The following is a 12,939-nucleotide window of genomic DNA, read 5'->3' on the forward strand; positions in this document are numbered from 1 at the left end:
GAGCACACTAAAAACGCGATATATCGCCAATGTGTGATATATCGTGTTCTCCATCTAGTTCCAATCAAAAAATAATTATAAATATCATGATGTTGAGCCAATTAAAACTTGGCCTAGCGCTTGCTATAGGGAGGCGAATCTTATTTAAGCCGTTAGGACCCTTTATGCCCAAGAGCGAAGTTACCCCAAATTCTCCAAGTGTAAATAAGAGTGTGGGCGCGAAACCTGCCTCAGTAGAGCTACACATTCCGGTTAAAAACCTCTCTACTGAAACCGCAGCAAAAAGCCGTCTCCCCTCTGGCAATATCCATTTTCGTGAGCAAAAAGGTGATTTTCAGCGCCTGCGAACTATGATGAATAGCCTATTGATCGTGATGTTTTTCGCCCTGCCGTTTATCTCTATTGATGGCCGCCAAGCAATACTGTTAGATATCAGCCAACAACAGTTTTTTTTCTTTGGTATCACGCTCTGGCCACAGGACTTTACCTTGCTGGCATGGATTTTTATCGCCGCCGCCTTCGGTCTGTTTTTCATTACCGTATTTTGGGGGCGTGTTTGGTGCGGTTACCTTTGCCCACAAACAGCTTGGACCTTTATCTATGTGTGGATAGAAACGCGCATCGAAGGCAGCAGTAATAAACGTAAGCAGCTCGATAAAGCCCCTTGGACTAGCAGTAAAATCGGTAAAAGAAGTGCAAAACACCTACTTTGGGGTCTAACAGCTCTGCTCACTGGCTGTGGTTTTATCGGTTATTTTATTCCCGCCCGCGAACTTTATGTGGACATCTTGACGAGTAATGCCAGCTTCTGGGTGACAAGCTGGGTGTGGTTTTTCGCCATTTGTACTTATCTCAATGCGGGCTGGATGCGCGAGCAAATGTGCTTACATTGCTGCCCCTATTCACGTTTCCAAGCTGTGATGTTCGATGCCAACACTAAAACCGTGACCTATGATGCACAGCGCGGTGAAGCCCGTGGCCCTCGCAAACGTAAACAAGAGAACAATCAAGATGACCATACTTTAGGTGACTGTGTTGACTGTAATTTGTGTGTCGAAGTTTGCCCAACAGGGATAGATATTCGTAACGGCTTGCAATATGAGTGCATCAACTGCGGCGCCTGTGTCGATGCCTGTAATGAGACTATGTTGAAGTTCGATTACAAGCAGAATCTTATCGGCTATATGAGTGAAAATGATCTTAAGGGAGTAAATTACTCCTATTGGCGCTCGCCGCGTTTCTTAGGCTACGGTGCAGCGGTCATTATCATGTTTATCGTCATAGGGTTAGACTTAAATAGCCGCAGCGAGATCCAGCTTAACGTGATCCGTGATCGCCAAAGCTTGTACCGTGAAACCTTGGATAATAAAGTTGAAAATACCTATCAGCTGAAGATCCGCAACAAGACACAAGATACTAAGCAATATCAACTCGCCGTCGACAGTGAAATGCCCTTTAGCTTGATTGCCGATCCTATTATTACCTTGGCAGCGGGTGAACAAGTCGACTATCCCGTCACTGTATTAGCCGATAAGGATGCTATCCCCTCGGGGCGCAAAATTATCCAATTCTCGGTGACGGATGTTAAACAACCAACACAACAAGTGAGCCAAGAAACCGGATTCTTCAGTCCTTAGCACTGGGCTTTTAGCGCTTAATATGAGTTACCGTAACATTGGTCATCATCAGATTAACTACCCAATCGGCGCTTGAGGAATCAACTCAAGCGCCGGTTAAAGGCAGGAATTCATCCCCAAAGACAACCATATCTTTAACGTCTCATACATCAGAATAAAACCTTAAACACCTACAAATCTGAAAATTTCCCCGTTAAACGGCGCATAGACAAAGCAAATTGAGCACATTCAATCTCAATCCTTAGAAACATAACGGTTACAAATTTTAAATTGTCTTTCCTTCAACTCTTATTTAGGTTTTGTGTTTCATTAGATAACTAAGCTTCTAAGATAACTAAGCTATAGTTAAGCACTCAGCTTTAGAGTAAAAATACTATTTGTTACATAAAGATACCGTTATTGGCATAAAGATGTTTTTCGCGATAAGCATTGACCTCTGGTGCTAACACCCTCTAATCTAAACACCTGTTTAACTCCAAAATAATAACAACTAATAAACATCATCTTTGAGGTAGTTCAGCATGGCATACGATCAAGACTCTCAACTCAAACTAAACTACTCATCACTGGTCGATCTGATCGAGAAAACCAGCTTGCGTTACGGTGATAAACCCGCCTATGCCTGTCTCGGTAAAACCAGCAGTTTTAACGAGATAGAACGCGATTCTCGTTACTTTGCCGCCTATTTACAAAATAAGACCACACTCAAACCTGGCGATCGCATCGCCATTCAATTGCCTAATATCACCCAATTTGTCATCGCGGCCTACGGCGCAATCAGGGCTGGGCTTATTTTAGTTAACACTAATCCCCTATATACCGAGCGTGAGCTCATCCATCAGTTCAATGATTCTGGTGCCAAAGCGATCGTGGTTTTATCCGATCTATTACCGACCTTAGCCAAAGTCATCGACAGCACCAAAATAGAATATGTCATTTCAACCCACCCATTAGATTTGATCGATCCGCACGTACAGCCTAAGACAGGCCTGAAGAATGTGGAGTTTTGCCAAATTTTAAAACAAGGCGCAGAACTCCCCTTTAGCCGATTTATCTCAAATCTCGACGACCTCTCGGCGTTGCAATATACGGGCGGCACCACTGGATTATCTAAAGGTGCCATGTTGACCCACGGCAATATGCTCGCTAATGCGGCGCAGGTAAAATCCCGCATCGCGAGCGTGATCACCGAAGGGGAAGATATCTTCGTTGCACCGCTACCGATTTACCATATTTATGCGTTTATGGTGAACTTAGTGCTGTATTTCGAGTGTGGCGGCTGCTCGGTATTAATTCCAAATCCACGGGATATTAGCGGCTTAATTAAGACACTCGCCAAATATCCCTTCACTGGATTTGCAGGACTCAATACTCTGTTTGTCGCCCTATGCCATCAACCTGAGTTTAAAGCACTCGACTTTAGCCATTTAAAAATCACTATCTCGGGCGGCACAGCACTGACGGCCGCGGCGGCCAACATTTGGCAACAGACGACAGGCAACATGATCAGTGAAGGTTATGGGCTATCTGAAACTTCGCCGGTGATTTCACTCAATGCACCCGGTTATCAAAAACTAGGCACAATTGGTAAACCTGTGATTGGCACTGAGGTTAAACTCTTAGATGAAAACGACATTGAAGTGCCCTTAGGTACGGCCGGAGAATTAGCCGCACGCGGCCCACAAGTCATGCGGGGATATTGGAATAATCCGCAGGAAACCGCCAATGCTATGACTCAAGATGGCTTCTTCAAAACTGGGGATATTGCCATAGCAACAGCGGAAGGTTTCCACCAAATAGTTGATCGTAAAAAAGATATGATCATAGTCTCAGGTTTTAATGTCTATCCCAACGAAGTGGAAAACGTCCTAGCGAGCCACCCTAATGTGATCGAATGCGCCGTGGTGGGAGTAAAAGATGAGCACTCGGGCGAAGCGGTTAAAGCCTTTATCGTGCTTAAGGATGATAGCCAAGATCATCAACAGGCTAAAGAGGCCATTCTAACCTATTGCCGCGAGCAGTTAACCGCCTATAAATTGCCAAAAGTGATTGAATTTATGGCGCAATTACCTAAAAGTACCGTAGGCAAAATTCTGCGCCGCGAGCTAAAAGATAAAGCTTAGAGACCGCACTTAAAGTGCCGTACTTAAAGACAAAGCTGAGTAACAGAGCTTAGCAACAAAAGCACAATAAAAGACCCAGTGACCGAGCTTAAGTGTTTAAGCTAGCAACTGGGTTTTATTTTACCTAAATGGTCTCATTCAAGGCGCTGGCATTGGCCTCTTCGGTTAACAATTGCAGACTGGCAAATTCACGATATAACGCATTGGATTGCATCAACTCTTGGTGGCGACCGCAGGCAACAATCTCACCCTTATCAAACACAAAAATCCTATCGGCATTGATTACTGTCGATAGACGGTGAGCAATAATCAAAGTCGTTTTACCCGCCATCAATACATCCAGCGCTTGCTTCACTTTCTGCTCGCTCACCGCATCTAAGGCACTGGTCGCTTCATCGAGTAGCAATATCGGTCTGTCGGCTAAAATCGCCCGCGCAATGGCAATACGTTGTTTTTGTCCACCAGAAAGCCGCACGCCACGCTCGCCTAAATAGGTTTGATAACCTTCAGTAAACTCGCTAATAAACTCGTGGGCACGTGCTGCAATACAGGCATCTATCACTTCTTGTTCGGTGGCATCGACTCGACCATAACGCACGTTTTCAAGTACGCTAGTCGCAAAAATCACCGAGTCCTGCGGCACTAGAGCAAACTGCGACCGCAACTCCTGTGGCAGAAGATTGGCAATATCAATACCTTCCAGTCGAATACTGCCAGCGCTAGGCACATAAAAGCGTTGCAACAACTGGAACAAGGTACTTTTACCTGCGCCACTTGGCCCCACTAAGGCGACCCGCTCACCCGCAGCAATGCTCATATTGAGCTGTTTTAGCACTAAGGCATCATGCTCTGGATAGGCAAAATTGAGCCCTTCAATCATTAACTCGCCACTGACCTTGGCGGGCAAACTCACAGGATGAGTTGCAACGGGAATATCCACTTGTGTTTCAGCCAGTTCGATTAAACGTTCGGCGGCGCCAGAAGCCCGCTGAATTTCGCCTATCACTTCGCTAATGGTCGCTACTGCGCCCGCGACCATAACAGCATAAAACATAAAGGCAGATAACTCACCGCCGGTCATCTTAGCCGCCATCACATCGTGGGCACCGACCCAAGTCACCATAGCGATGGCGGCGATACTTAAAAACATCACAGTCGAGATCAGCAAGGCACGATAACGGATACGGCCACTTGCCGCAGACATCACATCTTCGACGCGGCGATTGAACAAGCTACGGTCTTGATCTTCATGCCCATAGGCTTGTACCGTATGAATTTCATGAAGTGTTTCATCAACATAAGCGCCGAGATCCGCAACCCTATCTTGGCTTTCCCGTGCTAACACACGTACTTTGCGACCAAAAAAGATCACCGGCCCTAACACTAAGGGCACCGCCAACAACACCAGCAATGTCATCTTAACGCTAGTGATACCCATCATGACTAAACCACCAAGCACAGTTACGCTAGAGCGCAGCGCCATGGAAAGACTCGAACCCACCACAGTTTGTAGCAAAGTAGAATCGGCGGTAAAACGGGAGATCACTTCACCGGTGCGCACCTTAGCGTAAAAGGCGGGAGAAAGTTTAAGCAGTTGATTGTAAACAGTGAGACGAATATCGGCGCTGACCCGCTCACCAAGCCAAGTCATCAAATAGAAGCGGCAAAACACCGCTGTGCCACTGACGGCGGTAATTCCGAGCACTAACAGTATGATTTCATTCAGCCGCTGCGCATTGTCCCTTACAAAGCCTTCATCGACCATCAAGCGCACACCTTGGCCCAATGATAACCAAGCGAGCGACCCTATAATCAAGCAGATAATCGCCGCGACAACTTTCAGTTTGTAGGGTTTAAGAAAACCCATAATCCAAGGCAATACCGATCTTTGCTGCGCCGAGGTCCATTTAGCCTTTGATGCATCAGCGCTTGTTGTAGGCATGACTGGAATTAACTTTTCGGGCAATGGCTCAGCCCCCGCTTTAATGGGTTCAGATGATTTGGCTAGTTCGGCTGTCGGCTCGGTCACGGGTGGCATCCTTGAGGTAGGTAAGGCAATTCAAATATAACATCAGCATGAATGGGATCATCTGCAGCCGTTAACCGCGCAGCATTACTTAAAGCATATAAGTGAGATGCTACCTCTTGCAGTGGAATTCAAGGGCTGTGTGGTTTTACTCAAAAGAAAAGCATAAAACAAACCCGCAGCGAGTGCGGGTTTGTTTTATTACAATAGCTTGACGCGGCTTAAGCGACTTGCTTGTTTTCCGGCGTTTTTGGCGTGCCGTGGTGGCCATCGCGCTTCCAATCCACATCTAACAACTCTGCGCCGCTCAGGCTAAATGCTTGGCCAAAACCTTTGACGTAAAGACCCTGATGGGGCGCGAGCTTATATAAGTTAAAATCGGTTAACGCCGCAAGGTTATCGGACATTTCGCCAAAACGTGCCGATAACACACCAACACCTTTGCTGAAGGCGGGCGTATCGCGGGGCACTGCCTCGGCAATCGCATCGAAGGTTAAACGCTTGCGGGCAAAAACCGATTTGGCCGCAGTTTCGTCTTCAACTAACATCACAGAGATCTTAGATGAGTGCTTTAAATTATGACCGTGACGGGCTAAGTCACTCACCAAAATATAAAAACCATCATCAGCCAGAGCAAAGGGCGCATAGCTCGCATTCGGCTGGCCATCTGTGCCAATGGTGGCCAGTTGCAAGGTCTCGCGCTGCTGTTTAAAGGCTTCGATTTCGGGTAAGAGTTTGTCTCTTAAACGTTGTTCTTGTTCGGTAATTTCAGGTTTCATTTACTGTTTTCCTTAATACTTTTGTTAATGCTCAATTCAGAGGTGTGATTGCACCGAGGCAAAGGCAGTCGCGAGCGCTTTAAATTGGCGAACTTGCTCAGGAAACAGTGCTCTTTGTTTATCACGGCCTAAATACACTTTGAACACTACCTCACCTTCACTGCCGAAAAAGTTAATCGAATGGCTCTCGCTGCCTCTAAAAGGTCTGCTGATCAAGGCGATACCACTCATGTCATCTAATTTGAGATGACCATGCAAACCGTCCCCCTTGCTGTAGAGGTTGTAATAACCGTGGGCGTATTTTCCCTCGGGGAAATCCCCTTTAAATTCAAATACGCTGCCAGATAACATCACAATAGTGGTTAACTTTCCCCATTTGGGTAAGGCTTGCAGTAAGGTATCGAGCTGAGTTAACGGAACAAACACCACTTGTTCGGGCGGCAGCGCTGCAACCACTTCAAGCTCGGCAATGCCTAATTCACTGGCGAGCTGTGCTGGCATTAAATCAGCTTGTTGTTCAAATCGTTGTCGCAATTGCGCCTGTAGCTCACTTAGCTGACGTTGCTCAGAGCTTAAATCTGGCGCGACATCGAGCTCGGTATCGAGTGTCATCTTCATTTTACTGTCTCCAGCGGTAGTGACTATTGAGTGGCTTAGAACATATATCGCGCCGATAACTTCATATTACGACCCGGTTGATACAAGGTTTGCCACGCTTGTTGATACTTCTCATCACCGATATTTTCGATTGCGAAATCCACTCTCACACCCGCCATCGCGCCCATAGTCGGCTCCCACGCAACATACACATCCCATAGGGTGTAATCGTCGTATTTCGCCACTTTAAAGCCGTCAGGCGTATTCGACTGAGTCGCCACATAAGTGACGCGAGTGCCGAGTTTCATGTCACCTTCCATAATGCCTTGGGATAAATCGACATTGAACTTATTGGCGGGTATACCTTCTATATCATCGCCCGTTTGACGATCTTCGCCATGGGTTTGGCCGTAATTCATCGCTAAGCGAGTTTGGCCAATACGGTAACGACCGCTAATTTCAAAACCTGTTAAACGTGCATCTTCAACGTTATTCCATGAGGTCGTTTGCTCGAATCCAGGAATGCCACGCCAAGGATTAGATACTTGCTGCACGATAAAATCGTCCACATCGTTACGGAAAACGTTAAACGTTAGCGCCAGTTCATCATCACCCGCTAACTCACTGAAACGTAAGTCCGCTTTAATTTCTTTATTGCGCGCAGTCTCTGCTTTTAGATCCGAATTCACCGCGAAGGTGTTACATAAACCTTGGGGTAAAAATCCGGGGATTGGCGGGATGCAATAGTGGGTGCCGCTGGAGAACATTTCCTCTACCGTAGGTGCGCGGAAGGCTTGATCGTAACGGGCACTTAAGGTCAACCAAGGCTGAGTCTGCCACACCAAGCCAAGCGATGGTGATAACTCATTGTCATCTGAGGATAAGTTGAGATTATGGCTGTCATTTTTAAAGCTGTCATAACGCAGACCCGCATCAAGATTTAACGTCTTAGTCAGCTCGATATCCGCACGCGTAAAAGCGCCCCATACTGTGGTTTCGCCATCGATATTCTCTGGACGCTGGCCCACTTGGCCCGAATCATCACGCGTCGTTTCTATGGTATCGCGAAAACCATCGACCCCGTAGGTCAACAGAGTATTGCCTAAACGCGAACTGTTATTAAGGTTAATCCCCACAGTGCGGAACTCAGTACTGTCTTGCTGACCTTTCGTAATACGGTCTTCATCGTAGTCGGTACTGTTCCAATACACTTGCATCTTAGTATCCAGATACGGGTTATTAGCAGGATTGAGACTGTAGTTTAGGGTGAGGTTTTGATCGTCAGTCTTGCGGCGCACCAAAGGCACTGAACTACTCACAGCAGCAGAAGGATTGCTCGGTACTAATTCATTGTTTTTGCTGGCTCTTGCTGATAACTCTAACCGTGATGCCTCATCGGCTTGCCAACCGAATTTAGCTAAACCACTGCTGCCTTGGGATGCACTGTTGTTTAGAGTTTCGTCATTACCGGTTTTTATATTGTTTGAATCGTAATAGGCACCATTGAGTAACCAATCGATACTGTCTTGTTTCCCATAAATAGCGCCACTGGTTTTAGTGCGGGAGCCATTGGTCTCATAACCTTGTTTGAAATAGCCACCAAAGGTCTCGTCTGGTGCTAAAAAATCTTGTGCCGACTTAGTATTCTGCGCTACGACGCCACCGAGGGCACCACTGCCCCACAAGCTACTGGCAGGGCCGCGCAGCACTTCGATGGATTTGAGCAACTCTGGGTCCATAAAGTAGGTACCTCTGTGACCAGAGCTGGTATTTTGTCTTGCGCCGTCAATTGTTTGCAACACACGATCGCCACTTAAACCACGTATTTCAACCCCTTGAGATGAAGCTCTTGGGCCATTGGTCAGCGTAATATTCGCCTCATTTTTAAGGGCATTGGCAACTGATGATGCTTGAGCGACCGTAAGTTGCTCTTCATCAACCACTGCCACGCTACGGCTGGTTTCGGAGGCTTTTTCACTGATGCGTGTTGCACTCACCAATACTTCATCAAATTCAGTCGTGACCAGTTTTTTATTCGCATCCTGTTGAACAACGGGCTTAACACTTTCCTCTGCCGCTAACGTAAAACTTAGGGCCGTACCACTCAGTGCTATCGCCATGGCGATCACTAACGGCTTTTTTTTCATCTCTTCATCCTCAAGTGATATTCAGCTGTTTCCGTACAATTTATTACTGAGCCTACACTCTCTTTCCAGACGCCAATCCTTTCGAGATTGAGCCTCTTCCAGATCGAGCCCAAGGCAATCAGTACCCATAAAGTAGGATAAATTGTCGGTTTAGCTGCTTTTTTAAGCGCTCATTCGAGCTATTGCAGGCACTCTACCTGAGATAACAAAATAGATCAAATGCAAATCATTATCATTTGCGATCTTGTTTATATTGAGATATCTTAATTAGAAAAATGGCTTTCATTAGAAAAAAGAGGTTGCTGTGACACCAAAACGATATCTTGCCTTTGGCGCGTTAACGGTTGCCATCCAGACGGGTGTTATCGCCTCCCAACCCGCTATGACTATGCAGCCAAGCGCCCAAACATCGAGCGTAAATCAAGCATCGCTCACTCCCAGCGCGAATACTGTCACCCTTAATTTTTCTACCACGACTAGCACTAAAAGCAACACGAGTGCAGAGCCCATCAAGCAAATAGACGCCAAAGTAGCCACTGTGAACAGTACAGTGCAAAAAAACAGTACAGCGCAAAAAGTATCAACTGTAGGATCTGTCGATAAGGTGGTTATCCCGAAAACTAAAGCTGATCAACGAATTGACAGCCAAATCGCCAAAAAATCTTCAGCAACAAAACCCACGGCTAACAATCATCCGAATACGGACCCTTTAGTGACGAACGCTTTAGAACCAAGTGCTTTAAATCCAAGCGTTTTAGCACATAAGCGACTCGAACAAGTTGAACAACAAACAGAACCCAAAACTGCACAAATAGATTTAATCACTAACGCCGCCGAAGTTGATGCAAAAGCGACCCCAAATGTGGCCAGTGCAACAGCTGACAGTGCCCAAACTAACATAGTGGAATTAGCCAAACCGCTGTTCGCTGCAGCGCCACCGCAACCGACTTATCCAAAGATAGCGCGTAAAAAAGGGCTAGAAGGAACTGCAACCATAGAAGTGATGTTTAACGAACTTGGTGAGCAACTTGCACTGACGTTAGTAAAAAGCTCAGGGTTCAGTCTGTTAGATCAAGCCGCGTTAGATGCAGTTGAAAACTGGCAATTTGCGGCGCCAGCGCAAAGGCTAGCGAGTCATTATAAGGTCAGAGTGCCTATTCGCTTCGCGCTCAACTAACAGGCCCAATGTTGCCACTGAAAAGTTAGCCCGTGGAGAGTTAGCTCGTAGGGAATTAGCCACCGCACAACTAGCCTGATTTTTGTTTTACTAACTTACATATAAAACTACTTTTTCAATAGATTGGAGAGGCTTAATGCCCGTAACTGATTTTTCAACCCTACAGACTCAACTCGGCGTGCTGACTTGGCCCTTGTTGTTATGTGCTTTTTTAGCTTTGATGATCTGCCTTGAACGTAGCGCCTTGTTTTTGCATCAAACTTTGCTGTCAATCTGGCCCAAAAAACAGGCCTGGGTAAAAGCATTGCGTCAATCAAGATCAGCGGCGACCACTGAAAACGTCAGCGCCCTGCTAGCGCAAACCAGCGCACAGCAAGATTTACTCGCCCGTGGCGCGACCTTGTTACTCAAACAAGTCCACCAGCCAAAAGTGCTAAGGGAAGAATTACTCAGTCTGTGGCTCAATAAGCAACAACGCGACTTGCAAGCCGGACTCAAGGTTTTACAAGTGATTGGCATCATTAGTCCACTACTCGGTTTACTCGGCACAGTATTAGGACTCATCGAAATGTTTGCCCAACTCGGGCAATCACAAGGCCCCGTCACTCCAGCACAACTCAGTGCTGGACTGGGCCTTGCGATGAACACCACAGCTGCCGGACTCATGATCGCCGTGCCCGCCATTACCGCCGCCCATCTTTTTGGGATCTGGGCTCAAGGCCAATGCCTGCGCGCAGGGCATGTACTCAATCAACTCAATCTCTGGTTAGCGGGTATCGAAGATATTTCAATTGATGCCAATCATTACCATGCATTCACCCGAGTCAGTAAAACCAGCGTCGAGCAAAAATTGGCATCCAAGCCCCATTCTCAAATTGAGCCACAGACATGATAAGTGCAGATAAATCATTCTTATCGCAGGCTGGCATTGCTTCGCCTGAGCAACTTCCGAGCCTAGATTTAACCGCGTTAATCGACATTATTTTTATCGTGCTGGTGTTTTTACTACTGACGGCAAATAGCCAATTATTGAGTTTGCCGGTAGATGTGCCACAAAGCCCAAGCTCAGCTATCACGGCAATCGACAACAAACAAACAATTGCCATCAATATCATGGCAACAGCGCCTTATTGGGCTATTGATGGCAAAGAGTTTGATGACTTAGCCACTTTTACCACTGAATTTACTGCACATTTTCAGACTATGCCGAAGGCGACGGTTGTCATTGCCGCCGACAAAGCCGCGCCAGTGGAACCTTTGATGCAACTGCTTGCACTGTTGCAGACGCAGTCCATCAGTCAGACACAAATTTTGATGGAGCATTAGCGTATCCGAACCAGCCATTTAAATGAGAAAGCAAAAGTCTGATATCAAAAAACGGCATCTAAGCCTGTCACGAACAAGTTGTATTAGGAGTTTAACCATGTTGTTTCAAGCAACTAAAATACCAGTAAAAAAAGGTTCCAGAGTTCAGCGTTATCAACATAAGCGCACATATAAGACATTAAAAAAATTGATGTTTTTCACATCAGCACTTACGGCCTTACTATCCTCAAGCGTTTTTAGCGCTGAACTGAGTGCCGAGCCAGAGATAAGACTCGTGAGTGCGGGTACAGGAGTCACAGAGCTCGTGCTCGCCCTCGACGCAGGCAATGAACTAGTTGCCATCGACTCCACCAGCTATGTGCCTGAAAGTTTGAGCCATGTGGCTAAGCTTGGTTATCACAGAATGCTCTCCGCCGAAGGCATTATTGCCCTCTCCCCTACGCTGGTTGTCGGTTCAGATGTGATGGGACCTGAAACCACACTAAAGGTATTAAAACAAGCGAATATCCAAGTCGTGCAATTACCCGCAACAAATGATGAACCACAACTGATGAACAATGTGGATACCTTAGGTCACTTACTCAATCGCCAAGAACATGCGGTTAAATTAAAACAAGATTTACATCAACAACTGCAAAGCTTAGCGGGTAAAAAACAACAAGTGCGCGATGCGGGCTCTCAGCCAAAAATTCTCTTCATGCTGTTACAAGAAGGCCGCGGTGCTCGGGTTGGCGGTAAAGGCACAGCCGCAGATACTATTATCGAGCTGTCTGGCGCACAAAATATCGCCGAGTTTGATGGCTACAAAAGCATGTCTCAAGAAGGGATTCTGTCCTTGCAGCCCGACATTATTTTGCTGTCAAAGCGTAGCGATAAACCCACAGATCAAACTAATGCACAAATTGCTCAAGAACTGTTGAAAGAGATGCCACTACTCGCCCATACCCCAGCAGGTGAAAACGGCCATATTCAAACACTAGCACCGCAAGCCCTTCTCGGTGGTTTAGGCATCAGTGCCATAAGCGCCGCGGATACGCTCGCCAGCACATTGCTCAAGCAAAACCATTCACAAACGCAGCGATGAGTACAGTTAGCACTAATTAACCCCAGATAAAAATAGAAAGGAT

Annotated in this window: 10 protein-coding genes; 6 read left to right on the plus strand and 4 right to left on the minus strand. The window is 46.5% G+C overall.

Annotated elements, in window-relative coordinates; genetic code table 11:
• Positions 1 to 164 precede the first annotated feature (164 nt).
• Both ccoG and L5M10_RS08335 read left to right on the plus strand, forming a co-directional pair.
• Positions 165 to 1,637, plus strand: coding sequence for a cytochrome c oxidase accessory protein CcoG (gene ccoG, locus L5M10_RS08330; RefSeq protein WP_263237422.1), 1,473 nt, complete (start codon positions 165 to 167; stop codon positions 1,635 to 1,637).
• Positions 1,638 to 2,158: 521 nt separating this feature from the next.
• Positions 2,159 to 3,760, plus strand: coding sequence for an AMP-binding protein (locus tag L5M10_RS08335; RefSeq protein ID WP_263148345.1), 1,602 nt, complete (start codon positions 2,159 to 2,161; stop codon positions 3,758 to 3,760).
• 124 nt (positions 3,761 to 3,884) lie between these two features.
• On the opposite strand, the gene L5M10_RS08340 is transcribed toward L5M10_RS08335, so the two are convergent.
• The 4 genes from L5M10_RS08340 to L5M10_RS08355 form a co-directional block, all read right to left on the minus strand.
• On the minus strand, positions 3,885 to 5,789 hold the full coding sequence (locus tag L5M10_RS08340; protein ID WP_263182771.1) for an ABC transporter transmembrane domain-containing protein: 1,905 nt from the start codon (positions 5,787 to 5,789) through the stop codon (positions 3,885 to 3,887).
• Between the two features lie 218 nt (positions 5,790 to 6,007).
• Positions 6,008 to 6,565 (minus strand): heme utilization protein HutZ, encoded by a 558-nt coding sequence (gene hutZ, locus L5M10_RS08345; RefSeq protein WP_263164215.1) that lies wholly within the window; start codon positions 6,563 to 6,565, stop codon positions 6,008 to 6,010.
• Positions 6,566 to 6,601: 36 nt separating this feature from the next.
• Entirely contained in the window at positions 6,602 to 7,183 is a 582-nt protein-coding gene (hutX, locus tag L5M10_RS08350; RefSeq protein ID WP_263164217.1) for a heme utilization cystosolic carrier protein HutX, read from the minus strand.
• Between the two features lie 35 nt (positions 7,184 to 7,218).
• Positions 7,219 to 9,309 (minus strand): TonB-dependent hemoglobin/transferrin/lactoferrin family receptor, encoded by a 2,091-nt coding sequence (locus tag L5M10_RS08355; protein WP_263255159.1) that lies wholly within the window; start codon positions 9,307 to 9,309, stop codon positions 7,219 to 7,221.
• Positions 9,310 to 9,613: 304 nt separating this feature from the next.
• Here L5M10_RS08355 and L5M10_RS08360 point away from each other — a divergent pair, with 304 nt between their 5' ends.
• The 4 genes from L5M10_RS08360 to L5M10_RS08375 all read left to right on the plus strand — a co-directional run bounded on the left by L5M10_RS08360 (position 9,614) and on the right by L5M10_RS08375 (position 12,896).
• Positions 9,614 to 10,486, plus strand: coding sequence for an energy transducer TonB (locus L5M10_RS08360; protein WP_263185506.1), 873 nt, complete (start codon positions 9,614 to 9,616; stop codon positions 10,484 to 10,486).
• A gap of 136 nt (positions 10,487 to 10,622) precedes the next feature.
• Entirely contained in the window at positions 10,623 to 11,378 is a 756-nt protein-coding gene (locus tag L5M10_RS08365; protein WP_219250302.1) for a MotA/TolQ/ExbB proton channel family protein, read from the plus strand.
• Positions 11,375 to 11,812: an ExbD/TolR family protein gene (locus L5M10_RS08370; RefSeq protein ID WP_168824988.1), complete on the plus strand. Its 438-nt coding sequence runs from the start codon at positions 11,375 to 11,377 to the stop codon at positions 11,810 to 11,812. Before L5M10_RS08365 ends, L5M10_RS08370 begins: the two co-directional genes overlap by 4 nt.
• A 190-nt stretch (positions 11,813 to 12,002) precedes the next feature.
• Complete coding sequence (locus tag L5M10_RS08375) at positions 12,003 to 12,896, plus strand: ABC transporter substrate-binding protein (protein WP_411569211.1); 894 nt, start codon at positions 12,003 to 12,005, stop codon at positions 12,894 to 12,896.
• The last annotated feature ends 43 nt before the right edge of the window (positions 12,897 to 12,939 follow it).

Origin of the sequence: Shewanella sp. SM32, from assembly GCF_025654235.1 — a bacterium.
Lineage (GTDB): Bacteria > Pseudomonadota > Gammaproteobacteria > Enterobacterales > Shewanellaceae > Shewanella > Shewanella oncorhynchi.

Excerpts from the sequence above, each read along its gene's own strand:
- L5M10_RS08370 (WP_168824988.1), top strand. The coding sequence starts at position 11,375 with ATGATAAGTGCAGATAAATCATTCTTATCGCAGGCTGGCATTGCTTCG.
- L5M10_RS08355 (WP_263255159.1), bottom strand. The coding sequence starts at position 9,309 with ATGAAAAAAAAGCCGTTAGTGATCGCCATGGCGATAGCACTGAGTGGT.
- L5M10_RS08375 (WP_411569211.1), top strand. The coding sequence starts at position 12,003 with ATGTTTTTCACATCAGCACTTACGGCCTTACTATCCTCAAGCGTTTTT.
- ccoG (WP_263237422.1), top strand. The coding sequence starts at position 165 with ATGCCCAAGAGCGAAGTTACCCCAAATTCTCCAAGTGTAAATAAGAGT.
- L5M10_RS08335 (WP_263148345.1), top strand. The coding sequence starts at position 2,159 with ATGGCATACGATCAAGACTCTCAACTCAAACTAAACTACTCATCACTG.
- hutZ (WP_263164215.1), bottom strand. The coding sequence starts at position 6,565 with ATGAAACCTGAAATTACCGAACAAGAACAACGTTTAAGAGACAAACTC.
- L5M10_RS08365 (WP_219250302.1), top strand. The coding sequence starts at position 10,623 with ATGCCCGTAACTGATTTTTCAACCCTACAGACTCAACTCGGCGTGCTG.
- hutX (WP_263164217.1), bottom strand. The coding sequence starts at position 7,183 with ATGAAGATGACACTCGATACCGAGCTCGATGTCGCGCCAGATTTAAGC.